Genomic DNA, 21,619 nt, shown 5'->3' on the forward strand with positions numbered 1-21,619 from the left:
CTCCCCCCGGGGCGGCCGCCAGGGTCGCCTGCGTCAGTTGAGGCCGGCGCCGGCCATTTCGCCGCGCAGCTTCTGGCGCAGCACGTCGATGGACACCATCTGGTCGCCCGCCTTGAAGTGCCAGAAGGTCCAGCCGTTGCACGACGGCGCGTTCTGGATGGCGGCGCCCACCTTGTGGATGGAGCCCTTGTGTTCCTCGGCGATGATGGTGCCGTCGGCCTTTACGCGCGCCACCGCCCGGCCGCGCGGATCGTAGAGCACGTCGCCCGCCTTCAGCAGGCCGCGCTCGATGACGGTGCCGAAGGGCACGCGCGGTTCGCTGCGCTTGGACGGCGTCGCCAGCAGCGACAGGTCCTTCACCTCCTCCACCGCCGCGATGCGGGCGCGGGCGGCCTCGATGTAGGCCTTGTCGCGCTCGATGCCGATCCACTTGCGGCCGAGCTTCTTGGCGACGGCGCCGGTGGTGCCGGTGCCGAAGAACGGGTCGAGCACCACGTCGCCCGGCTTGGTCGACGACAGTAGCACGCGATAGAGCAGCGCTTCCGGCTTCTGGGTCGGGTGGACCTTGTGGCCGTCGGCGTCCTTCAGGCGCTCCGAGCCGGTGCACAGCGGCAGGGTCCAGTCGGAGCGCATCTGGATGCCCTCGTTCAGTTCCTTCAGGGCTTCGTAGTTGAAGGTGTACTTGCTGTCTTCGTGCTTGGAGACCCAGAGCAGCGTCTCGTGCGCGTTGGTGAAGCGCCGGCCGCGGAAGTTGGGCATGGGGTTGGTCTTGCGCCACACCACGTCGTTCAGCATCCAGAAGCCCATGTCCTGGAGCATGGCGCCGACGCGGTAGATGTTGTGGTAGCTGCCGATGACCCACAGCGTGCCGTCGTCCTTCAGCACCCGGCGCGCGGCGGTCAGCCAGCGGCGGCTGAAGGCGTCATAGGCCTCGAAGCTGGCGAACTTGTCCCAGGCGTCGTCCACCCCGTCGACCCGCGAGTTGTCCGGCCGCGTCAGGTCCCCGCCGAGCTGCAGGTTGTACGGCGGGTCGGCGAAGATCATGTCCACCGACTTTTCCGGCAGGCTTTCGAGGATGGCGATGCAGTCGCCTTCGTAGATGCGGTTGGTCTTCAGGGTGCTGGTCATGGCGTCTCGTGTCCTTCGGGGTGACACGATGGTTCGCCGATGCCGCGACTCCGGTCAAGAATCGGCTTGACTCAGCCACTTATGGGAATGACCGGAAGTGACGTCTGAAGCGCGACTCGGCAGCACCCAAGGCACAGCATCTTGTGACCGATGGAGTCGCACGACTCCACGATATTGGGAATGTGTCAGTTTTGCCACAGTGTGGGGAATTCGCACTCCGGCAGCAGCTCGCGCACCGGCGCGAACGACCTGCGGTGGTGAATGGTCACCCCGAACTCGCGCATGGCGGCACGATGCTCGGCGGTGCCGTAGCCCGCGTTGCGCTCCCACCCATAGCCCGGAAAGGCCGCCGCGAGGGCCGTCATGGCGCGGTCGCGGGTGACCTTGGCGACGATGGAGGCGGCGGCGATGGACAGGCTGAGGCCGTCGCCGCCGACCACCGTGCGCACGGCGCAGCCCAGGCTGAGCGGTGGCGCCCGGTTGCCGTCCACCAGCGCCACGTCGACGGCGCAGCCGAGCGCATGGCAGGCGCGGTCCATGGCCATGTAGGTGGCGCGCAGGATGTTGTGGGTGTCGATCTCGGCGACCGAGGCCTCGCCGACGCCGATGCGGGCGGCACCGCAGGCGTGCAGCTCGGCGAACAGGGCCTCGCGGCGCTTCTCGGTCAGTTGCTTGCTGTCGTTGAGGCCGGCCACCAGCGACTTCGGCAGGGCGTCGCGGTCGAGGATGACGGCGGCCGCCACCACCGGCCCGGCGAGCGGGCCGCGCCCGGCCTCGTCGATGCCGCAGACGGTGCCCGTCTCGGCCCATTCCAGCATGAAGTCAGGCATCGCGGCGCGGCTCCGGCTCCGGCGGCGTCGGGTCCGCCGGGCTTTCCGGTTCGGGTCCGGCGTCAGGCGCCACCTCGGACGCTCCTTCGGCCGGGGCGGCCAGCTGCGGGTCGGGCTCCGGGTCCGGTTCGAGAGCCGGCGGGTCAGGCTCCGGCTCCGGCTCCGGCGGCTCGGGACGCGGCGGCGGCGGCAGGGGCGGCGCCTCGCCGCGGATACGGCTGAGGGCGAAGTGCGACGCCCAGCGCACCTGCCGCGCCTCGTGCCCATAGACGGTGACGAGCAGGTCGCCGAGGCCGCTGAAGCGCCGCCGCCCCACCGTGCCCAGGCGGCGCATGCTGGCGAGCCACAGCGGCGAGAACATCAGGCTGAGCACGGTGACGGCGACGACGAACTGTTCCTCCCGCGCGCCCAGCAGGCCGAGCGACCGGCCCTGGCTCGACAGCAGGAACGAGAACTCTCCGATCTGCGCCAGCGCCACGCCGGCCAGGAAGGCCTGCGGCCAGGGCGTGCGCAGCAGGCGCAGGGCGCCCAGGTTGAGCGCCGTCTTGAACACCGTCACCCACAGCAGCACCACCAGCACGGCGCCCAGGTTCTCCCACACGAAACCGACGTCGAGCAGCAGCCCGACCGACAGGAAGAACACCATGAGCAGCAGCGCCTGGATGGGCTGCGCCGCGTGCTCCATGCGCCGGGCGATGGACGAATTGCCGAGCAGCAGGCCGGCCAGGAAGGCGCCGTAGCCCGCCGACAGGCCGATGAGGCCCGAGGCCGCCGCGCCGCCGAAGCACAGGGCGAAGGCGGCCAGCGGCGCGAGGTCGGTGTGCTCGGCGACGGTGGCGGCGAAGGGCAGCTTCACCTCGCGCCGCAGGAGCAACCAGATGAGCCCGACCAGGATCAGCACGGCGGCGGCGATGCGCGCGCCGTCCATGTAGGTCACCTCGTCGGGCCGGTGCAGCATGGCGATGGCGAGCATCATGGGCACCACCGCCATGTCCTGGGCGATGAGGATGCCGACGGTCAGGCGGCCGGCGGGGGTTTCCATCTCGCCGGTCTGCTGCAGCAGCTTGATGACCACGGCGGTGGACGACAGAGCCACCGCGAAGCCGAGCAGCACCGACATGCCGAGGCTCCAGCCCGCCACCTCGTGCATCACCAGCATGACGCCGACGCTGCCGCCCACCTGGATCAGGGTGGTGACCAGCGCCTGCTTCCACACCGCCATGAACTTCCGCACCGACAGTTCGAGGCCGATGATGAACAGCAGCATCAGCACGCCCAGCTCGGCGAGCAGGCTGATGCTGTCACGGTCCTGCACGAGGCCGAGGACGGACGGGCCGAGGATCACGCCCGCCACGATGTAGCCGACGATGGCCGGCTGCTTCAGGCGATGCAGGATCAGGCCGCAGCCCATGGCGATGAGCGCGGTGACGGCGATGGCGGTGACGTCGGTATGGGCGTGCGCGGCTTCCATGGCCGGCACCTTAGCGGATGTGGATGCGCCTGGGAACGGGGTTGCGGGTCCGCGCGCGCCCGTCTTGTGTCGCCGCCGCCGCCGGTTACAATGCCCTCGGATCGAGAGGGAACCCCGACGATGATGCGACTGCTACCGCTGCTCCTGGCCACCGGCGCCCTGGCCGCCTGCACCACCCTCGGGCTCGGCGGCGACGGTGGCGGCGAGGCCGCGCCGGCGGCCGCCCCGGCGACCCCGGTGGCGCTCGACACGGCGCCGGCGCCGGCGCCGGCGGAGCTGTCGGCGGCGGCGCAGACCAGCCACTACGTCCTGCCGGAGACGGAAACCCTGCGCGTCGCCCGCCTGGAGGCCACCGCCCTGCCCGACGGCCGCACGGTGGAACAGGTGGACCTCGGCCGCGGCTTCATGGTCATCGAGAGCCTGCCCGGCGAGGCCGCCTTCAAGCCCTTCCCCCACGACGCCTTCCTGCCCGCCGCCGACGCCGTGGTGGCGCGCAACAGCGACGGCACCCTGCAGCGCGCCAGCGACGGCTATGCCGACGGCATCAACTGGGCGCTCTACCAGGGGGCCGTGCCCTGCCTGTTCGCCCAGGGCTCCTTCGGGCCGGACACGCCCAACGGCAAGCAGCACGCCGCCCGCCTGCTGCTGTGCGGCCAGCCCGACGGCAGCTCGGCGCCGGGCGACGTGAAGGAGGAGGCGCTCGCCTTCCTGCGCGGCCTGGCGCCGCGCTGAGCGGGGCCTACAGCAGTGCCAGCTGGTCGCCCTTGCGGGGCGGCGGGCGGAACAGGGAGGTGTCGAGCGCCAGGTCGCGCGGCTCCATGCCGAAGCGGCGGGCGGCGATGCGGAAGCGGTTGCCGATCATCTGCGCGATCGGCCCCTCCCCCGTCATGCGCTTGCCCCAGGCCGATTGGTAATAGGTGCCGTCGCGCGACTGGCGGATGAGCGACAGCACCCGCTCCGCCCGGTCGGGCTTATGGGTGCGCAGCCATTCCTCGAACAGGTCGCGGATCTCGAGCGGCAGGCGGAGGAAGATCCACCCCGCCGCGTCGGCACCGGCCTCGGCGGCCTTTTCCAGGATGCGCTCGATCTCGTGGTCGGTGAGCGCCGGGATCACCGGCGCCACCATCACCGCCGCCGGAATGCCGGCGTCCACCAGCGCCTTGATGGCCGCCAGCCGGGCGCCCGGCGTCGCCGCCCGCGGCTCCAGCACCCGCTGCAGGCCGCGGTCGAGCGTGGTGAGCGACAGCGCCACCCGCACCAGGCGCTGTTCCGCCATGGGCGCCAGGATGTCGATGTCGCGCGTCACCAGCGCCGACTTGGTGACGATGGTCACCGGGTGATGGTAGTCGCGCAGCACCTCCAGCACGCCGCGCATGATGCGGCGGTCGCGCTCGATGGGTTGGTAGGGGTCGGTGTTGGTGCCGATGGCGATGGGCGCGCAGCGGTAGGACTTGCGGCGCAGTTCCGCCTCCAGCAGGGCCGGCGCGTCGGGCTTCTCGAACAGCCGGCTCTCGAAGTCGAGCCCCGGCGACAGGCCGAGGTAGGCATGCGTCGGCCGGGCGAAGCAGTAGACGCAGCCGTGCTCGCAGCCGCGATAGGGGTTGATGGAGCGGTCGAAGGGGATGTCCGGCGAGGTGTTGCGGGCGAGGATCGAGCGGCTGGCGTCGCGCTGCACGTGGGTGCGCAGCGGCGGCAGGGCGTCCCAGTCCTCCTCCGGCGCCGGCTCGACGGGGGCCTGTTCCCAGCCGTCGGGCTCGCGCTCGCGGGTGAAGCGCTCGTAGCGGCCGACGGCGTTGCTGACGGCGCCGCGCTTGGGCGTCGGGGTGTCGGGGGCGGTGGTCATGGGCCTCGCTCGCGGAGCCTCGGGGGATCACCGCCGCATCATGGCCGAAGAATGAGAACAAAACAAGATCATCACACACCCCCATGGCAAGCGGCAGGGGCGCGGCGGCGGCCTTGCGCCTATTCCGGCGGAGGCCCTTTTCGCTGGAGGATGCGATGAACGACGACAACCTGAAGAATGCCCTGCTTGCCGTCATGGCGCTGCTCGCGCTGCTCGCCGGACTGTGGCTGTCGGCCCTGCTGAACAAGGCGCTGGCGGCCGAGGCGCCGCCGCCGGACCCGTGGCAGGCGGCGCTGGAGGACGCGGCGGTGCCGACGCCGGCCAAGCGGCGCACCGACCTGATCGCCATCGCCGCCGACACGCCGGGACTCGAATGGCGCGACGGGCGGGTGAAGATGCTCGCCTGGCTGTCGGAGGAAACCTATGCCCACCGCTTCGCCGGCCGCACCCGCGTCACCACGCCGGCCGGCAAGCCCACCCTGTGGCTTACGGCGGCGCCCGAGGTGCGCGATTTCTGCCACGCCCTGGAGACGCCGGACCCGACGCCGCGCCTCAAGCAGTACCTCGGCCTGTCGCCGGCGCAGCCCTTCGACGTCTTCGTCGAGCTGTGGGTGAGCCCGGCGGACCTGCGCCGCCCCTGCCCCGACGACGAGATCCACGACCACGCCTGCGAGGTCGACAGCGGCCCGCCCGCCGCCGGCCGCACCGCCGAGCCCGGCTGGTGGGCCGACCTCTACCGCGACGCCTATCACCTGGCCGGCCGGCCGTGGACACGGCTCGGCTATACCTACGACTGGGGGCGTGACGGCATGGGCGGGGCGAGCGAGTTCGTGGTGCTGCCGGCCGCGACCGTGCGCATCGCCGCCGCCTATACCACCGCGGAATACTGCGGCGGTGCCCGCGTCAGCCGGCCATGAAGGGGCCGAGCGGGCCGGCGGCCAGGGCGGCGGTCACCGCCGCGCGGTCCTCGGCCGGGCGGTTCTGGCTGAGCTTGGCCGTCGCCTCCAGGCTCTCCACGGCCACCTCGATGCCGACGATGGCCTTCAGCATGCCGTCGATGTAGTCGGCCGGGGCGTCGCTCACCGCCCAGGGGTGGTCGCGCCCGGCCTCCTCGGCATCGGTCAGGGCGGCGACGATGGCGAGGGTACGGTCACGATCGCAGGCGGTCACGGTGCCGGCGGCCTGGGCGGCGACGTAGTTCCACGTCGGCACGACCTTGCCGTGCTCGGCCTTGGCGGCATAGAGGCTCGGCGAGACGTAGGCGCCCGATTCGACGAACAGCGCCAGCGCCGGCAGCGGCGCACCTGCCGCCGCGAGCGCCCGCGCCACCGGATTGGCCCGCGCCAGATGGCCGATCAGGCGGACCGCGCCCGCCTCGCCACGCTCCACCAGCAGCGGCACGTGCGCCGCCAGGGGCCGCCCGTCCGCCGTCACCACCAGACTGGCGAAGCGCAGGCGCTCCACCAGCGCGAGGCAGTCGGCGGGATCGCTGATCCGGAAGGCGGCGGGGGCGTACATGGCGGGCTCCGATGACGAAATGGCTCCCCCAGAGTGGCGTAAAAGCTGGATGACGAAAGAGCCATTCAGCCGCGGTGCCGCCAGCCTCTGGATCACGGGCGCGGCGGCCCTTACCTTGGCGGCAGCCCTTCCCCCGCGGACCCGCCCATGCCGCCGCCCCGCCTGTCCATTGTCATCCCGACCCTGAACGCCGCCGCCGGCCTGCCCGCCACCCTGGCGGCGCTGGCCGAGGCCGGCGCGGCGGCGGAAGTGATCGTCGCCGACGGCGGCTCCACCGACGCCACGCCGACCCTGGCGCCCCGCCTGGTGACCGCGCCGCGCGGCCGGGGTCCGCAACTGGCGGCGGGTGCGGCGGCGGCGACGGCGGAGTGGCTGCTGTTCCTGCACGCCGACACCCGCCTCGCCCCCGGCTGGTGGAGCGAGGCGCAGGCGCACATGGCGGCCCACCCCGACACGGCGGCGGCCTTCGCCCTGCGCTTCGACGACGCCGACCCGCGCGCCCGCCGGGTGGAGCGGCTGGCGCACTGGCGGGCGCGGGCGCTCGGGCTGCCCTACGGCGACCAGGGCCTGCTGATCCCGCGCCGGCTCTACGACGCGATCGGCGGCTACCGGCCGCTGCCGCTCATGGAGGACGTGGACCTGGTGCGCCGCCTCGGGCGCCGCCGGCTGCGGCTGCTGCGCACCGCCGCCGTCACCTCCGCCGAGCGCTACCGCCGCGACGGCTGGCTGCGGCGGCCGCTGCGCAACCTGACCTGCCTCGGCTTGTGGTGGCTGGGCGTCCCGGCGGCGCGGCTGCTGGCCTTCTACGGCGGCGGGAAGGCGGCATGAGGCGGCGGCCGACGCTGATCGTCCTCGCCAAGCAGCCGGTGCTCGGGCGGGTGAAGACGCGCCTCGCGGCCGGCATCGGCCCGGTGCGCGCCACCGCCTTCTACCGCACCACCCTGGCCCGCACGCTGCGGGTTCTAGGCGCCGACCGGCGCTGGCGACTGGTGGTGGCGGCGGCGCCCGACCGCTGGCGGCCGACAGGGGTGGAGCGCATGACCCAAGGCCGCGGCGACCTCGGCGCCCGCATGCGGCGCTGCCTGAACGCCCACCTGCCGGGACCGGCGGTGCTGATCGGCGCCGACATCCCCGCCGTGCGACCGGCGCACATCGCCGCTGCCTTCGCGGCCCTGCGCCGGGCGCCGTGGGTGCTCGGCCCGGCGACGGACGGCGGCTATTGGCTCATCGGCGCCCGCCGCCCGGTGCCGCCGCTTGCGCCCGTGCGCTGGTCGACGCCGCATGCCCTCGCCGACACCCTGGCCCTGCTGCCGGGTGCCGCCCTGGGCCCCGTGCTGCGCGATGTCGATGATGCGCGCGACCATAAAGAGTATAATCTGAACTTGACCGCATAGAGAGAATCGGTGTCCCGTTGTCCGTCATGGTGGGGGAGGACAGGATGCGCCCGTTTCTCGTGTTCGTGCTGATGGTTCTGCTGGCGGTCCCTGCCCTCGCGGCGGCGCCCGAGCCGGCACCCATGACGCCCTGGCCCGAAGCCACCACGACGGCGGCGGAAGCCCCGGAAGCCTCGTCCGCCGAAGTGGCGTCGTCCTGCTGCAAGCACTGCAGCAAGGGCAAGCCGTGCTGCGACAGTTGCATCGCGCGCGACAGGGACTGCAGGAGAGGCCCCGGCTGCGCCTGCAGCGCCGACCTGCCCGACGACCCGCTGGCGGAGCGGCCGTGAGGCGTCACGCCCAAGCCGCCCGGCTCGGCCGGTCGGCGGGCCGGACATGAAAAACCATGCCCGGGCGGCGGCCCGGGCATGGTCGACGGACAGAGAGAGAGGATCGTGGACGGCGGCGGCGGTCAGCCGATGTCGCGGAACTTGCGGCGCAGCTGGAACTCCTCCGACAGCACGGCGGCCTCCAGGCGGTTCAGCCGGTCCTCGGCGTCGCGCAGCTTGGCCTTGGCCTCGCGCAGGGCGGCGTGGGGGCCGAGGTGGACGGCGCGGCGCAGGCCCATCTCCTCCTCCGAGCCGAACAAAGCGTCCGGCCGGCGGGGGATCACCAGGATCATCACAACATAGGCGATGAGCACCGGCGGCGTGAAGAAGATCAGGCCGAGCACCCAGCCCAGCCGCACCAGGCGGACATCGGCGCCGAAGTAGTCGGCCATGCCGGCGGCGACACCGGCGATCCAGCCGCGGTCGGGATTGCGGTAGAGGCGGTAGCGGTCGTCGCGGCTGCTCACGGCTCGGTCCTCCAGCCAGGCACCTCGGCGTCGAGGATGCGTTCGAGGTTGATCACCCGCTCACGCAGGCGGTCGGCGGTGCCGAGAAGGTCCGCCATGGTGCGTTCCTCCTCGGCCGAGAGCGTCCGGATGGCCCGCCAGCGCACGATGGTGTGGCCGATGATGGCGATGGGCGCGACCACCGCGAGCGCCAGGAAGCCCAGGACGAACACGACGAACTCCATGTCAGGCCCCCGTCGTTCCGCCCGCCGACCCCTTCACGCGGGCCTTCAGCTGCGCCAGTTCGTCCTCGACCGCCGAGTCGGTTTCCAGTTCGGCGAATTCCTCGCTCAGCGAGCGGCGCCGGCCGAGGTCGTAGGACTCCACCTTGCCCTCGATCTCGTCGAGGCTGCGTTCCACTTCCTCGAAGCGGGCGAAGGCGTTGGTGATGCGCTCGTCGTGGATGTGGCCGCGCATCTTCAGGCGGGACGAGGCGACGGTGTGGCGGGTCGCCAGTGCCTTCTCGCGCGCCTTGGCGTCGGCCAGCTTGGCCTGCAGCTGTGCGAGATCCTCGTTCTGCTTGGCGAGCGCCTCGTCGAGGGCGGCGATTTCCTCGTGCAGGATCTTCAGGGTCTCGACGGCGCGGGCCTTGGCGGCCAGGGCGCCGCGGGCGAGATCCTCGCGGTCTTTTTCGAGGGCCAGTTCGGCCTTGCGCTGCCATTCGTCGCGCTCGGCCTCCAGGCGGCCGATCTTGCGCTCCAGCTCCTTCTTGTCGGCGATGAGGCGCACGGCGGTGGAGCGGACCTCCACCAGCGTGTCCTCCATCTCCTGGATGATCAGGCGAATGATCTTCTCGGGGTCCTTCGCCCGCTCCAGCATGGAGTTGATGTTGCTGTTGATGATGTCGGACAGGCGCGAAAAGATGCTCATGGATGTCTCCAGGGACTGAAACTCGGTGTCGACGACAGGGTTTGCAGCCGGCGTGCCAAACCGCGAGACCGCGGAAATCCAGGGCACCGCCCCCTTGCGCCATGGCGATTTCCGCCACATGATGGCGGTATGGACGATGATATAGCGAAAACCGTCATTCCCGACCCGCCGCCGCTCCTGGGCGAGGCCCCCACGTTCCTCGCCATGCTGGCGACGGTGTCGGCGCTCGCGCCGGTGCCGCGGCCGGTGCTGGTGATGGGCGAGCGCGGCACCGGCAAGGAGTTGGTCGCCGCCCGCCTGCACTACCTGTCGCCGCGCTGGGACAGGCCCTTCGTCACGGTGAACTGCGCCGCCCTCGGCGGGACGCTGCTGGATGCCGAGCTGTTCGGCCACGAGGCCGGCGCCTTCACCGGCGCCACCCGGCGGCGGCTCGGGCGGTTCGAGGCGGCCGACGGCGGCACCTTGTTCCTCGACGAGATCGGCACCATGCCGCAGGAGGTGCAGGAGAAGGTGCTGCGCGTCGTGGAATACGGCGAGTTCCAGCGCCTCGGCTCCAGCACCACCCAGCGCGTCGACGTGCGCGTCATCGGCGCCACCAACGCCGACCTGCCGGCCATGGCGGCGGCGGGAACCTTCCGCGCCGACCTGCTCGACCGCCTCGCCTTCGCCGTCGTCCCCCTGCCGCCCCTGCGCGAGCGGCGGGAGGACATCCCCCTGCTGGCCGAGACCTTCGCCCGCGGCATGACGCGGGAACTCGGCCGCCCGTTCTTCGCCGGCTTCGGCGAGGCCGCGCTGGCGCAGCTTCTGGCCCACCCCTGGCCGGGCAACGTGCGCGAGCTGAAGAACGCGGTGGAACGGGCCGTCGCCCTGGCCGAAGACCCCGAGGCGCCGGTCGAGGCCCTGCAGATCGACCCCTTCGGCCGCCTGCCGGCCGACGCTCCGTCGCCGCCGGCCTCCGCCTCCCCTGCCCCGGCGCCACCGCTGCCCGACGACTTCGACGCCGCGGTGGATGCCCACGCCGGCGCTCTGCTGGCCGAGGCGCTGGAGGCGGCGCGCTTCAACCAGAAGGACGCCGCTGCCCGCCTCGGCCTCGACTATCATCGCTTCCGCCGCCTGCTGAAGAAGCACGGCGTCGGCTGAGGCTCACAGCACGTAGCCGAGCATCCGCCCCGCCACCAGGGCCGCCGGCCAGCACAGCAGGGAGACGGCGGCGAGGCCCGCCATGAGCCAGTCGCTTCCGCCGCCACGTCGGCGCAGGGCGACGGCGGCCAGCGCGTTGAGGGTGGCGACGGCGATCAGCGCCAGCTTGGCCTGGAACAGCCCGAGGGCGGCGTAGTCGCGCGCCTGCACCAGGAACAACAGCACCCCCGTCGTCACCGCCACGACCAGCCCCGCCGCCGCCACCGGCACCAGCAGGCGCTCCACCGCCGCGCGCGGGATGCTGCGCCACAGACCGAGCAGGCGCAGGTCGAGCGGCACCACGCTGCCCACCAGCAGGGCGATGCCGAGGATGTGGCCGGCGTTGACCAGCGGATAGGTCCAGCGCGAGCCGCGCAGGTGAGTCGCCAGCGCCGTCGCCTCCAGCGCCGCCCAAAGCTCCTCGGCGCCCACCGGGTCAGTCGCGCTCTGGGTAGAGGACGTGGTCGGCGCCGTCGATGACGACCCGCTCGGCCTTCACCACCTTCTCGGCCGGATCGGCGGACTTCTCGCCGATGACGGTGATGACGGCGCCTTCGGCCAGCTTCTCCGGCGTCAGGCCGGCGCGCTCGTTGCGCCACGGCTGGCCGACCTCGACCGTCCAGCGCTCGCCGTTCACGTCGAGCGTCACCTCGCCGTGCGGATTGCCGAGGCGCGTCGCCACGACGGTACCGGTCATTTCCGTGTTGATGCCTTCCGTCCAGCGCCAGCCGTGGTGCGCCTGCGCGACGGCGGCCGGCAGCGCGACGGCGAGGACGGCGGCGGCGAGGAGCGTGCGGAGGATGGACATGGGGTCGGGCCTCCCAGGGCGATTGCCGATCCCCTCATGTGAGGCCGACGCCGCCCGCGCTCAACCGCCACCGCGCCGAAGGGTCCGTCAGGGCGATCCGGCCGGACCCCTCGACAAGCGGCGTGCATGCCGCCATCCTGACGCGGTGCAGTAGCGACCACGACGACGAGGGGAGACCGGCATGGCCGCGAACATCACCGATGCGCCCGACGACGACGACAAGGACCTGCCGCTGCGGGACGACATCCGCCTGCTCGGCCGGGTGCTCGGCGACACCGTGCGCGACCAGGAAGGACCGGCGATCTTCGGGCTGGTGGAGCGCATCCGCCAGACCTCCGTCCGCTTCCACCGCCTGGAGGACGTCGCCGCCCGCCACGAGCTGGAAGCCATGCTGGCCGGCATCACGCCGGAGCAGACGCGGCGCATCGTGCGCGCCTTCAGCTATTTCTCCCACTTCGCCAACATCGCCGAGGACCAGCACCACATCCGCCGCAACCGCGCCCACGTGGTCGGCGGTTCGGCCCCGCGCGAGGGCACCGTCGCCTACGCCGTCGCCCGCGCCCGGGCGGCGGGCGTGACGGCGGATCAACTGGCGCAGTTCTTCGCCGCCGCCACCGTGGTGCCGGTGCTGACCGCCCATCCGACCGAGGTGCAGCGCAAGAGCATCCTCAACCGCGAGATGGAACTCGCCCGCCTGCTGCGGGTCCGCGACCGCGAACACCAGACGCCCGACGAGGAAGCCGAGGCCGAAGAGGCGCTCGCCCGCACGGTGGACGCCCTGTGGCAGACCAGCATGCTCCGCCGCACCCGCCTGAAGGTGATCGACGAGGTCGCCAACGGCATTTCCTACTACGACCAGACCTTCCTGGCGGAGCTGCCGCGGCTCTACGCCACCCTGGACGCCTGCCTGCGCCGCGAGTACCCGGAGTGGACGGGCAGCCTGCCGCCCTTCCTGCGCACCGGCAGCTGGATCGGCGGCGACCGCGACGGCAACCCCTTCGTCACCGCCGAGGTGCTCGCCCAGGCCCTGCACATGCAGAGCACCCGCGCCATCGCCTTCTACCTGCAGGAACTGAACACCCTGCGGGCGGAGCTGACCATGGACGCCCGCCACGTCGGCATCTCGCCCGAGCTGGAGGCCCTGGTGGCGGCCTCGCCCGACACCTCGCCGCACCGGCGGGAGGAACCGTACCGCCTGGCGCTGTCGGGCCTCTATGCCCGCCTGCACGCCACCGCCCACGCCTTCGGCCAGCCCGACGTGCCGGTGCCGGGGCGCAGCGACCTGGTGAGCGAGCCCTATACCGACGCCGCGGCGCTGCTGGCCGACCTCGACGTGCTCGACGCCAGCCTGCGGGCGCACGGCGGGCGACGGCTGGCCGACGGCCGGCTGCGGTCGCTGCGGCGGGCGGTGCAGGTGTTCGGCTTCCATCTGGCGACGGTGGACCTGCGGCAGAACTCCGACGTGCACGAGCGGGTGGTGGGCGAACTGCTGGCCGCCGCCGCGCCCGCCGATGCGCCGGCGACGCCCTACGCCGAGCTGGACGAGGAGGCGCGCGTCGCCCTGCTGCTGGCGGAACTGTCGACCGCCCGCCCCCTCGCCTCGCCTTTCGCCGACTATTCCGAGGAAACGGCCGGCGAGCTGAAGATCCTGCACACCGCCGCCGAGGCGCGCCGCCGCTATGGCGACCAGGCGGTGCGCAACACCATCATCTCCAAGGCCGAGAGCATCTCCGACATCCTGGAAGTGGCGGTGCTGCTGAAGGAAGCCGGCCTCATGCGCCCGCGCGAGCGGCAGCTCGACCTCACCATCGTGCCGCTGTTCGAGACCATCCAGGACCTGCGCAACTGCCCGGTGGTGATGGACAGGCTGCTGAGCCTGCCGCTCTACCGCGCCCTGGTGGACAGCCTGGGCGGCGTGCAGGAAGTGATGCTCGGCTATTCCGACAGCAACAAGGACGGCGGCTTCCTGACCTCGGGGTGGGAGCTGTTCAAGGCCCAGACCGCGCTGGTGGAGGTCTTCGCCCGCCACGGCGTGGCGCTGCGCCTGTTCCACGGCCGCGGCGGCTCGGTCGGTCGCGGCGGCGGACCGAGCTACCAGGCCATCCTGTCGCAGCCGCCGGGCGCCGTGCAGGGCAAGATCCGCATCACCGAGCAGGGCGAGGTCATCGCCGCCAAGTACGGCAATCCCGAAGCCGGCCGCCGCAACCTGGAGATCCTCGCCTCCGCCACCCTGGAGGCGACGCTGCTGGCGCCCGAAGGGCCGGCGCCCGACCCGGCCTGGCTCGACGTCATGGAAAGCCTGTCGGCACACGCCTTCCGCGCCTATCGCGGGCTGGTCTACGAGACGGAGGGCTTCGAGCGCTATTTCTGGAGCGCCACGGTGATCGGCGAGATCGCCAACCTGAACATCGGCAGCCGCCCCGCCTCCCGCAAGAAATCGACGGCCATCGCCGACCTGCGCGCCATCCCGTGGGTGTTCAGCTGGGCGCAGTGCCGGCTCATGCTGCCGGGCTGGTACGGCTTCGGCTCGGCGGTCGCCGACTTCCTGCGCGAGCGGCCGCACGACGGGCTCGACACCCTGCGCGCCATGTACCGCGACTGGCCGTTCTTCCGCATGCTGCTGTCCAACATGGACATGGTGCTGGCGAAAAGCGACATCGCCATCGCCTCGCGCTATGCCGCGCTGGTGGAGGACGAGGCCCTGCGGGAAGCGGTGTTCGGCCGCATCCGCACCGAGTGGGAAAGCACCATCGAGGTGCTGCTCGCCATCACGGACCAGGAGTCGCTGCTGGAGGGCAACCCGCTGCTCGCCCGCTCCATCCGCAACCGCTTCCCCTACCTGGACCCACTGAACCACATCCAGGTGGAACTGCTGCGCCGCCACCGCCAGGGCGACACCGACGCGGCCATCCGCGACGGCATCCACCTGTCCATCAACGGCATCGCCGCCGGCCTGCGCAACAGCGGGTGAGGCCCGTCAGCGGTCCGGGTCGGCGGCGGGCGCTACCGCCTGGATCGTCACCGGGTCGAGGCGGCGAAGTGTAAGCTCCGCGTTCAGCCGGCGGGCGGCGATGCCCGCCTTGAACCACTTGTCGGCGGCCGGGAGGTCGAACCGCGCGCGGCGGCGCCCCGGCTTGGGCTGAACCGCCGCCAGCAGGGCCTCGCGCATCTCGTCGATGCGGTAGAGACCGACGCCGACCGGCGGCGGCATCTCCCGCTGCTGCAAGGCCTGCCGCTTCACCTTCAGCTTCTCGGCGACCTCTGCCAGGCTGACGAGATCCGGCCGCACCTCGCGCAGCTCGGCCCCGGGCGGCAGGTGCGCGATGATGGCGCGCGCCGCCCGCAGGATCACCGTCGCCGCGTCGTCGCCGTCGTCCTCGAGCGCGACCGCCAGAAGCCGAGCGTTGCCGGTGCCGACGACGGCGTCGGGGTATCCAGCTTCGAACACGGTGTCGGACAGGGCGAAGGCGTCGTGCTCGCCCTCCGGCAGGGCGAAGATCACCTCGAATTCGAATCGTTCAGGCATCGTGCCTGCCTCCTTTCCTCGCCGTGCAGCCGGCCGCCTTGTCGAGGAGCTTGGCCGCATGGTTCTGCGGGTTCTCCGGCGTCGAGTTGACGGTCATCTGGCAGAAGGTGCCGCCGCGGCAGGCCTCGTCCGGCGTCGGGCAGCGGACGAGGCCCTAGGCATGACCGCGGCCGGAGCGCTCGACGACCACCCAGCCCAAGGCTTCCAGCTGCTGCAGAGCCTTTTCGACGTCCTTCTTCGGAAGCCTGCTGCGCTTCAAGGTAAGCCCCCTCGCTAAATTGTCAATGCGCAAGCCATCCCCGGTCGACTCGCGGCATCGCGGCAAAGATGCAACCAGAACGACACATCGCAAACGCACCTTGCGCTCTTCAAACGCCTGTTTTAATCATATGTTTGATCACCACCGCGCGAGTCCCCCCATGCCTCCCGACACCACGGCCCCCGACCCCACACCCGACCGCGGCGAGGACACCCGCCGACGGCTGGTGGAGGCGGCGTTGCCCGAGTTCGCCCGCGACGGCTACGACGGGGTTTCCATCCGTCGCATCGCCGAGGCGGCGGAGGCCAATGTGGCCGCGGTCGCCTATCACTTCGGCGGCAAGCGGGGGCTCTATCTCGCCGTCGCCCGCCATGTCGCCGAGCGCAACGGCGCCGCCGTGGCGCCGATGGTCGAGCGGGTGGCGGCGGAGGTGGCGGCGGCGGACGGCGACCGGGTCCGCCTCGGCGCCCTGCTCGCCCGCGTGACGACCGGCTTCCTGCGCGGCATGGTGACAGCGCGCGAGGACGGCCGGGCCGGGTTTCTGGTGCGCGAACTGCTGACGCCGTCCGATGCCTTCGACATCCTCTACGACGGCTTCTTCGAGCCCATGAACCGGGCCATGAGCCTGATCGCCGCCGCCGCCCACGGCGTGCCGCCCGACTCCGCCGCCGCCGTGCTGCGCGGCCATCTGGTGTTCGGCGCTGTCATGCCCTTCATCGCCGGCCGGGCCGTGGTGGAGCGCCGCCTCGGCCGCGAGATCCTGGAAGGGGCGGCGCTGGAGGAAACCCTCGGCGTCGCCGTCGCCGCCGCCTGCGGCAGCCTCGGCCTGCCCGTTCCCGCCTCGCCCGGAGTGCCGCCCCATGCGTGAGTTCCTGCGCACCCACTGGCGCAAGGCGCTGGTCCTGCCGCCCGTCCTGATCGCCGCCGGGGCCCTGGTCCTGGCCGTGCAGACCCGCCAGCCGCCGACGCGCGCCGCCGAGACCGAGATGGTGCGCGCCGTGCGCGTCATCGCCGCCCCCGCCCTCGACGTGGTGCCCAAGGCGACCGGCTTCGGCACGGTGGAGCCGGCCCGCGTGTGGCAGGCGGTGGCCGAGGTGTCGGGCCGCGTCGTCGCCCTGCACCCGGAGCTGGAGCGCGGCCAGGTGCTGGCGGCAGGGACGGAACTGATCCGCTTCGACCCGGCCGACTACGAGCTGGCGCTGGCCCGCCTGGACGCCCAGCTGGCGGAACTCGACGCCCGCGAGCAGAGCACCCGCGACAGCCTCGCCATCGAGGAGCGGTCGGTGGCGGTGCTGCGCCGCGACCTCGCCCGCAAGCGCGACCTGCGCACCTCGGGCGCTGCCGCCGCCACGGCGGTGGATACGGCGGAACGTGCCCTGCTGGCCGGCGAGCAGCAGGTGCAGTCGCTGCGCACCACGCTCGCCCTGCTGCCGGCCCAGCGCAAGGCGTTGCAGGCGCAGGCCGATACCGCGAGCCTCGACCTCGCCCGCACGGTGGTGCGCGCGCCCTTCGACATGCGGGTGACGACGGTGAACGTGCAGGAGGGGCAATATGCCCAGCGCGGCACCACGCTGGCGTCCGGCGACGGCATCGCGACGGCCGAAGTGGCGGCGCAGGTGCCGCTGGCGCATCTGTTTCCGCTCATCCGCCGTGCCGACCAGCCGCTCGGCGCCGATGTCGCCACCGTCTCGACCCGCATGGCCGAGGTCAGCGGCCTGCGCCCGGTGGTGCGGCTGCGGGCCGGCGAGCGGGTGGTGGAATGGCCGGCGGAAGTCTCGCGCATCGCCGAGGAAGTCGACCCGAAGACCCGCACCGTCGGCGTCATCGTCAGCGTCGCCGACCCCTACCGCACCGCCCAGCCGGGCGTCCGCCCACCGCTGACGCGCGGCATGTTCGTCGAGGTGGCGCTGTCGGGGGCACCGCACGAAGGCAAGATCGTGGTGCCGCGCCACGCCCTGCACCAGGGTCCGGCGGTCTACGTCGCCACGGCCGACGACCGCCTGGAGATCCGCCCCGTCACCGTCGCCTGGCAGCAGGGCGACATCGCCGTGCTGGCCGGCGGCGTCGCACCCGGCGAGCGGGTGGTGGTGAGCGACGTCATCCCCGCCATCGCCGGCCTGAAGCTGGCGGTCACCCCCGATCCCGACGCCCTGGCGGCGGTGACGGCCGCGGCGGGAGCGGCGCCATGATCCGCTGGTTCGCCGCCCACCCGGTCGCCGCCAACCTTTTGATGCTCGCCTTCTTCGTCGTCGGCCTGTTCACCCTGCCGTCGCTGAAGCGCGAGACCTTCCCCGACATCGACCCCGACGAGGTGCAGATCCAGGCCGTCTACCGCGGCGCCTCGGCCGAGGACGTGGAGGACGCCGTCTGCCAGCGGGTGGAAGACGCGGTGGAAGGCGTCGAGGGACTGGACGAAACCCGCTGCGAGGCGCGCGAGGGCGTCGCCGTCGCCGTCGCCAAGATGATCGAGGGCACCGACCTCGACCGTTTCACCGACGACGTGCGCACCGCCGTGGACGCCATCGACGGCTTCCCGCCCGACGTCGAGCGGCCGACCATCAAGCAGCTCGGCCGCATCGATTTCGTCGCCTCGGTCGCCCTCACCGGCCCCATGGGCGCCTCCGACCTGCGGTCCTATGCCGAAGCGGTGAAGGCGCGGGCCTTGCGCGTGCCGGAGCTGTCGCAGGTGACCATCCGCGGCTTCTCCGACCGCCAGTACCGCATCGAGGTTTCGGCGGACGCCCTGCGCCGCCACGGCCTGTCCATCACCGACGTCGCCGACGTGGTCGGCCGCCAGAGCCTCAACCTGCCCGGCGGCGTGGTGGAGACGGGCGCCGCCGACGTGCTGGTGCGGTTCGACGACGAACGGGTGACGCCGCAGCGGCTCGGCGATCTGGTGATCGTCGGCGGCGCGGCCGGCGGGCAGGTGCGGCTGGCCGACATCGCCACCATCACCGACGCCTTCGAGGCCGCCGAGAACCAGGTGATCTTCGAGGGCCGCCGCGCCGCCCTGCTGGAAATCGCCAAGACCCGCGACCAGGACAGCCTGGAGGTCATGGCGGCGCTGAACCGCTTCCTCGATGCCGAACGCGCCCGCGCGCCCGCCGGCGTCGACCTGACCGTGACGCTGGACGCTGCCTCCATCGTGGAAGACCGCCTGACCATGCTGCTGGAGAACGGCGCCATGGGCCTCGCGCTGGTGTTTCTCAGCCTGTGGCTGTTCTTCAGCTTCCGCTACAGTTTCTGGGTCAGCATGGGGCTGCCGGTCAGCTTCTTCGGCACCTTCGCGCTGATGACGCTGTTCGGCCTGTCCATCGACATGATCACCATGGTAGGCCTGCTGATCGCGACCGGCCTGCTCATGGACGACGCCATCGTCATCGCCGAGAACGTCGCCGCCCACCTCGCCCGCGGCAAGAAACCTTTCGCCGCCGCGGTGGAGGGCACGAGGCAGGTGCTGCCGGGGGTGGTATCGTCGTTCCTCACCACGGTCTGCGTGTTCGGGGCGCTCGCCTTCATGGAAGGGCGCATCGGGCAGGTGATGAAGGTCATGCCCATCGTCCTCGTCATGACCCTCGCCGTCAGCCTCATCGAGGCCTTCCTCATCCTGCCGCACCACCTGGCCCATTCCCTCGGCCATATGGCGGCGAAGACGCCGTCGCGCTTCCGCGTGTGGTTCGAGGCGGCCTTCGAGGACTTCCGCCAGAACCGCCTCGGCGCCCTGGTGGACCGGGCGGTGACGTGGCGCTACCTCACCATCGGTATCATGATCGCCCTGCTGGTCGGCACCGGCGCCCTCATCGCCGGCGGCGCGGTGAAATTCCGCGCTTTCCCGGCCATCGAGGGCGACCTGGTGCAGGCGCGCATCCTGCTGCCGCAGGGCACGCCGCTGGCGCGTACCGAGCAGGTGGTGGAGCAGATCATCGCCGCCGGCCGCCGCATGGAGGCCGACTTCGCGCCCCGCCAGCCGGAGGGGCAGAGCCTGATCCGGCAGGTGACGGTGCAGTACAACACCAACACCGACGCCTACGAGACCGGACCGCACGTCGCCACGGTGACGCTCGACCTGCTGTCGTCGCAGGTGCGCGACGCCCCCATGGCCGAGGTCATCAACCGCTGGCGCGAGCAGGTGGGCAGCCTGCCCGACGTGATCGGCCTCAAGTTCGCCGAACGTCAGCTCGGCCCCGGCGGGCGGGCCATCGACATCCGCCTGAAGGGCGAAGACCTGGACGAACTGAAGGCCGCCGCCCTCGACCTGCGCCACTGGCTCGGCGGCTATGCCGGCGTGCTCGACTTGTCCGACGACCTGCGGCCCGGCAAGCCGGAAATGCGCCTGACCCTGCAGGAGGGCGCGGTGCCGCTCGGCGTCACCGGCCGCACCATCGCCGCCCAGCTGCGCGGCGCCTTCCAGGGTACCCAGGTGACAGAGGTGCAGCAGGGCGGCGAAACCTGGGAGATCCAGGTAATGCTTGCCGAGGCCGACCGCGACAGCCTGGCCGACCTCGACACCTTCGCCGTCATGCTGCCCGATGGCACGCAGGTGCCACTGGCGAGCGTCGCCGACGTGGTGGTCGATCGCGGCTACGCCCGCATCCACCGTGTCGACGGCCGCCGCACCGTCACGGTACAGGGCGAGGTCGACAGCGCCGTCGCCAATGCCGCCGAGATCGTCGCCGACACCCGCGCCCGCTTCCTGCCGACGCTCGCCGAACGCTACCCCGACGTCACCGTCGACTTCGAGGGCCAGGCCAAGGAAGGCTCGACCACCGGCAAGTCGGTGTTGCGCAACTTCGTCGTCGGCCTCATCGGCATCTACATGCTGCTGGCGCTGCAGTTCCGCAGCTATCTGGAGCCGGTGGTGGTGATGGCGGCCATTCCGCTGGCCCTGGTCGGCGCCGTGTTCGGCCACCTGATCCAGGGGCTGGAGATGTCCATGCCGAGCATGGTCGGCATGGCGGCGCTGGCGGGCGTGGTGGTCAACGACACCATCCTCATCGTCATGTTCATCAAGGAACACCGCGCCGCCGGCCTGCCGACGGCGGAAGCCGCCCGCATGGCGGCGCGGGCGCGGTTCCGGGCGATCCTGCTGACCTCGCTCACCACCGTGGCGGGCCTTTTGCCCCTGCTGCTGGAAAAGAGCCTGCAGGCGCAGGTGCTGATCCCGCTGGCGACTTCGCTCGCCTTCGGGCTGGCCTCGGCGACGGTGCTGGCGCTGTTCCTGGTGCCGGCGCTCTACACCATCCTCGACGACTTCCGCCTCGACCCGGCGGCGGTGGAGCCGGACCCGGAAACCGCCGTCCTGCACGGCGAGTCGGCGCCGGCGGAAGCGGGCGGCCGGGCGGCGGAATAGGCGGCGGCCGGTCGGGCGCGGCGGCGACTCCGCGGCCCTCCGGCCGTTCCGCAGCGCAGCGACGAAAACGTTTGCGCAAACGTTTTCCCGGTGGCATGGTGAACCCTGGTAGGCGCGCCGGGAGGAACCTGAGCCATGAAGAAGACCGGCCTTCTCAACCCCGCTATGTCCCATGTGATCGCGTCCATGGGCCATACTGACGGACTGGTCGTTTGCGATGCCGGGCTGCCCATCCCCGAGGGCCCGGAGCGTATCGACGTGGCGGTTTCTCCCGGCGTCCCCTCCTTCCTCCAGGTGCTGGAGGCGGTGGGCGGCGAGCTGCAGATCGAACGCGCCATCATCGCCGGCGAGTTCGAGCACGGCGGCCGCGGCCTCTATCCGGACGTCATGGAGCTGCTGCGCACCATCGGCGAGGCGCAAGGGCGCGAAATCCCCGTCGAGCGCGTCAGCCACGAGGACTTCAAGCTGCGCACCGCGTCGGCGCGTGCCATCATTCGCACGGGCGAGTGCACGCCCTATGCGAATCTGATCCTCTTTTCCGGCGTCACCTTTTGACGTGACGCGTCCTG

The 21,619-nt window shown here is 71.9% G+C and carries 22 protein-coding genes; 11 read left to right on the plus strand and 11 right to left on the minus strand.

The window, feature by feature from the left end; all coding sequences use genetic code 11:
• Positions 1–33: 33 nt before the first annotated feature.
• The 3 genes from CRP50_RS20420 to CRP50_RS20430 all read right to left on the minus strand — a co-directional run bounded on the left by CRP50_RS20420 (position 34) and on the right by CRP50_RS20430 (position 3,429).
• Positions 34–1,128, minus strand: coding sequence for a site-specific DNA-methyltransferase (locus tag CRP50_RS20420; protein WP_097281045.1), 1,095 nt, complete (start codon positions 1,126–1,128; stop codon positions 34–36).
• Positions 1,129–1,313: 185 nt separating this feature from the next.
• Positions 1,314–1,958, minus strand: a complete 645-nt coding sequence (locus CRP50_RS20425; RefSeq protein WP_097281046.1) for a ribonuclease HII — start codon at positions 1,956–1,958, stop codon at positions 1,314–1,316.
• Positions 1,951–3,429: a cation:proton antiporter gene (locus CRP50_RS20430; RefSeq protein WP_097281047.1), complete on the minus strand. Its 1,479-nt coding sequence runs from the start codon at positions 3,427–3,429 to the stop codon at positions 1,951–1,953. Before CRP50_RS20430 ends, CRP50_RS20425 begins: the two co-directional genes overlap by 8 nt.
• Positions 3,430–3,549: 120 nt before the next feature.
• Between CRP50_RS20430 and CRP50_RS26385 the strand changes: the two genes are divergently transcribed.
• A complete protein-coding gene (locus CRP50_RS26385) occupies positions 3,550–4,161 on the plus strand; it encodes a hypothetical protein (RefSeq protein ID WP_097281048.1) in 612 nt (203 codons plus the stop codon).
• 7 nt (positions 4,162–4,168) lie between these two features.
• Here CRP50_RS26385 and CRP50_RS20440 read toward each other — a convergent pair whose 3' ends face one another.
• Entirely contained in the window at positions 4,169–5,272 is a 1,104-nt protein-coding gene (locus CRP50_RS20440; protein WP_097281049.1) for a PA0069 family radical SAM protein, read from the minus strand.
• Between the two features lie 155 nt (positions 5,273–5,427).
• Between CRP50_RS20440 and CRP50_RS20445 the strand changes: the two genes are divergently transcribed.
• Positions 5,428–6,189 carry a hypothetical protein gene (locus CRP50_RS20445; protein ID WP_097281050.1) on the plus strand — a complete coding sequence of 254 codons (762 nt, stop codon included), beginning with the start codon at positions 5,428–5,430 and terminating at the stop codon, positions 6,187–6,189.
• On the opposite strand, the gene CRP50_RS20450 is transcribed toward CRP50_RS20445, so the two are convergent.
• A complete protein-coding gene (locus tag CRP50_RS20450) occupies positions 6,176–6,790 on the minus strand; it encodes an FMN-binding negative transcriptional regulator (protein WP_097281051.1) in 615 nt (204 codons plus the stop codon). The two genes, CRP50_RS20445 and CRP50_RS20450, sit on opposite strands and share 14 nt — an antisense overlap.
• A gap of 147 nt (positions 6,791–6,937) precedes the next feature.
• Here CRP50_RS20450 and CRP50_RS20455 point away from each other — a divergent pair, with 147 nt between their 5' ends.
• Genes CRP50_RS20455 through CRP50_RS20465 form a run of 3 tightly spaced genes read left to right on the plus strand, consistent with a single transcriptional unit; the run spans position 6,938 to position 8,513 of the window.
• The gene (locus tag CRP50_RS20455; protein ID WP_097281052.1) at positions 6,938–7,618 is read left to right on the plus strand and encodes a TIGR04283 family arsenosugar biosynthesis glycosyltransferase; all 681 of its coding nucleotides are present in this window, start codon (positions 6,938–6,940) and stop codon (positions 7,616–7,618) included.
• Positions 7,615–8,184, plus strand: a complete 570-nt coding sequence (locus tag CRP50_RS20460; RefSeq protein WP_097281053.1) for a DUF2064 domain-containing protein — start codon at positions 7,615–7,617, stop codon at positions 8,182–8,184. Before CRP50_RS20455 ends, CRP50_RS20460 begins: the two co-directional genes overlap by 4 nt.
• A 44-nt stretch (positions 8,185–8,228) precedes the next feature.
• Entirely contained in the window at positions 8,229–8,513 is a 285-nt protein-coding gene (locus tag CRP50_RS20465) for a hypothetical protein (protein WP_141415212.1), read from the plus strand.
• Between the two features lie 122 nt (positions 8,514–8,635).
• Here CRP50_RS20465 and CRP50_RS20470 read toward each other — a convergent pair whose 3' ends face one another.
• From CRP50_RS20470 to pspA, 3 genes are read right to left on the minus strand one after another with little or no spacing between them, the layout of a single operon-like run.
• Positions 8,636–9,019, minus strand: a complete 384-nt coding sequence (locus tag CRP50_RS20470) for a PspC domain-containing protein (protein WP_097281055.1) — start codon at positions 9,017–9,019, stop codon at positions 8,636–8,638.
• Positions 9,016–9,243, minus strand: a complete 228-nt coding sequence (gene pspB / locus CRP50_RS20475) for an envelope stress response membrane protein PspB (RefSeq protein ID WP_097281056.1) — start codon at positions 9,241–9,243, stop codon at positions 9,016–9,018. Before pspB ends, CRP50_RS20470 begins: the two co-directional genes overlap by 4 nt.
• A 1-nt stretch (position 9,244) precedes the next feature.
• Positions 9,245–9,928: a phage shock protein PspA gene (gene pspA / locus CRP50_RS20480; RefSeq protein WP_097281057.1), complete on the minus strand. Its 684-nt coding sequence runs from the start codon at positions 9,926–9,928 to the stop codon at positions 9,245–9,247.
• Between the two features lie 129 nt (positions 9,929–10,057).
• On the opposite strand from pspA, the gene pspF reads away from it, so the two are divergent.
• Positions 10,058–11,068, plus strand: a complete 1,011-nt coding sequence (gene pspF, locus CRP50_RS20485) for a phage shock protein operon transcriptional activator (protein ID WP_097281058.1) — start codon at positions 10,058–10,060, stop codon at positions 11,066–11,068.
• A gap of 3 nt (positions 11,069–11,071) precedes the next feature.
• On the opposite strand, the gene CRP50_RS20490 is transcribed toward pspF, so the two are convergent.
• On the minus strand, positions 11,072–11,539 hold the full coding sequence (locus CRP50_RS20490) for a hypothetical protein (RefSeq protein WP_097281059.1): 468 nt from the start codon (positions 11,537–11,539) through the stop codon (positions 11,072–11,074).
• Positions 11,540–11,543: 4 nt separating this feature from the next.
• Positions 11,544–11,915: a DUF6152 family protein gene (locus tag CRP50_RS20495; protein WP_097281060.1), complete on the minus strand. Its 372-nt coding sequence runs from the start codon at positions 11,913–11,915 to the stop codon at positions 11,544–11,546.
• A gap of 181 nt (positions 11,916–12,096) precedes the next feature.
• Between CRP50_RS20495 and ppc the strand changes: the two genes are divergently transcribed.
• Entirely contained in the window at positions 12,097–14,886 is a 2,790-nt protein-coding gene (gene ppc / locus CRP50_RS20500; protein WP_097281061.1) for a phosphoenolpyruvate carboxylase, read from the plus strand.
• 6 nt (positions 14,887–14,892) lie between these two features.
• On the opposite strand, the gene CRP50_RS20505 is transcribed toward ppc, so the two are convergent.
• Positions 14,893–15,441, minus strand: coding sequence for a hypothetical protein (locus CRP50_RS20505; RefSeq protein WP_097281062.1), 549 nt, complete (start codon positions 15,439–15,441; stop codon positions 14,893–14,895).
• 419 nt (positions 15,442–15,860) lie between these two features.
• Here CRP50_RS20505 and CRP50_RS20510 point away from each other — a divergent pair, with 419 nt between their 5' ends.
• From CRP50_RS20510 to rbsD, 4 genes are all read left to right on the plus strand, one after another.
• Positions 15,861–16,568, plus strand: a complete 708-nt coding sequence (locus CRP50_RS20510) for a CerR family C-terminal domain-containing protein (protein ID WP_176525281.1) — start codon at positions 15,861–15,863, stop codon at positions 16,566–16,568.
• Positions 16,561–17,889 carry an efflux RND transporter periplasmic adaptor subunit gene (locus tag CRP50_RS20515; protein WP_097281064.1) on the plus strand — a complete coding sequence of 443 codons (1,329 nt, stop codon included), beginning with the start codon at positions 16,561–16,563 and terminating at the stop codon, positions 17,887–17,889. Before CRP50_RS20510 ends, CRP50_RS20515 begins: the two co-directional genes overlap by 8 nt.
• A complete protein-coding gene (locus CRP50_RS20520) occupies positions 17,886–21,050 on the plus strand; it encodes an efflux RND transporter permease subunit (RefSeq protein ID WP_097281065.1) in 3,165 nt (1,054 codons plus the stop codon). The genes CRP50_RS20515 and CRP50_RS20520 overlap by 4 nt, the downstream gene beginning before the upstream one ends.
• A 135-nt stretch (positions 21,051–21,185) precedes the next feature.
• Positions 21,186–21,605: a D-ribose pyranase gene (gene rbsD, locus CRP50_RS20525; protein ID WP_097281066.1), complete on the plus strand. Its 420-nt coding sequence runs from the start codon at positions 21,186–21,188 to the stop codon at positions 21,603–21,605.
• Positions 21,606–21,619: the final 14 nt, after the last annotated feature.

The sequence above is a fragment of the Caenispirillum bisanense genome (assembly GCF_900230255.1).
Lineage (GTDB): Bacteria > Pseudomonadota > Alphaproteobacteria > Rhodospirillales > Rhodospirillaceae > Caenispirillum > Caenispirillum bisanense_A.

Excerpts from the sequence above, each read along its gene's own strand:
- CRP50_RS20420 (WP_097281045.1), bottom strand. The coding sequence starts at position 1,128 with ATGACCAGCACCCTGAAGACCAACCGCATCTACGAAGGCGACTGCATC.
- CRP50_RS20425 (WP_097281046.1), bottom strand. The coding sequence starts at position 1,958 with ATGCCTGACTTCATGCTGGAATGGGCCGAGACGGGCACCGTCTGCGGC.
- CRP50_RS20430 (WP_097281047.1), bottom strand. The coding sequence starts at position 3,429 with ATGGAAGCCGCGCACGCCCATACCGACGTCACCGCCATCGCCGTCACC.
- CRP50_RS26385 (WP_097281048.1), top strand. The coding sequence starts at position 3,550 with ATGATGCGACTGCTACCGCTGCTCCTGGCCACCGGCGCCCTGGCCGCC.
- CRP50_RS20440 (WP_097281049.1), bottom strand. The coding sequence starts at position 5,272 with ATGACCACCGCCCCCGACACCCCGACGCCCAAGCGCGGCGCCGTCAGC.
- CRP50_RS20445 (WP_097281050.1), top strand. The coding sequence starts at position 5,428 with ATGAACGACGACAACCTGAAGAATGCCCTGCTTGCCGTCATGGCGCTG.
- CRP50_RS20450 (WP_097281051.1), bottom strand. The coding sequence starts at position 6,790 with ATGTACGCCCCCGCCGCCTTCCGGATCAGCGATCCCGCCGACTGCCTC.
- CRP50_RS20455 (WP_097281052.1), top strand. The coding sequence starts at position 6,938 with ATGCCGCCGCCCCGCCTGTCCATTGTCATCCCGACCCTGAACGCCGCC.
- CRP50_RS20460 (WP_097281053.1), top strand. The coding sequence starts at position 7,615 with ATGAGGCGGCGGCCGACGCTGATCGTCCTCGCCAAGCAGCCGGTGCTC.
- CRP50_RS20465 (WP_141415212.1), top strand. The coding sequence starts at position 8,229 with ATGCGCCCGTTTCTCGTGTTCGTGCTGATGGTTCTGCTGGCGGTCCCT.
- pspB (WP_097281056.1), bottom strand. The coding sequence starts at position 9,243 with ATGGAGTTCGTCGTGTTCGTCCTGGGCTTCCTGGCGCTCGCGGTGGTC.
- pspA (WP_097281057.1), bottom strand. The coding sequence starts at position 9,928 with ATGAGCATCTTTTCGCGCCTGTCCGACATCATCAACAGCAACATCAAC.
- pspF (WP_097281058.1), top strand. The coding sequence starts at position 10,058 with ATGGACGATGATATAGCGAAAACCGTCATTCCCGACCCGCCGCCGCTC.
- CRP50_RS20495 (WP_097281060.1), bottom strand. The coding sequence starts at position 11,915 with ATGTCCATCCTCCGCACGCTCCTCGCCGCCGCCGTCCTCGCCGTCGCG.
- ppc (WP_097281061.1), top strand. The coding sequence starts at position 12,097 with ATGGCCGCGAACATCACCGATGCGCCCGACGACGACGACAAGGACCTG.
- CRP50_RS20505 (WP_097281062.1), bottom strand. The coding sequence starts at position 15,441 with ATGCCTGAACGATTCGAATTCGAGGTGATCTTCGCCCTGCCGGAGGGC.
- CRP50_RS20510 (WP_176525281.1), top strand. The coding sequence starts at position 15,861 with ATGCCTCCCGACACCACGGCCCCCGACCCCACACCCGACCGCGGCGAG.
- CRP50_RS20515 (WP_097281064.1), top strand. The coding sequence starts at position 16,561 with ATGCGTGAGTTCCTGCGCACCCACTGGCGCAAGGCGCTGGTCCTGCCG.
- CRP50_RS20520 (WP_097281065.1), top strand. The coding sequence starts at position 17,886 with ATGATCCGCTGGTTCGCCGCCCACCCGGTCGCCGCCAACCTTTTGATG.
- rbsD (WP_097281066.1), top strand. The coding sequence starts at position 21,186 with ATGAAGAAGACCGGCCTTCTCAACCCCGCTATGTCCCATGTGATCGCG.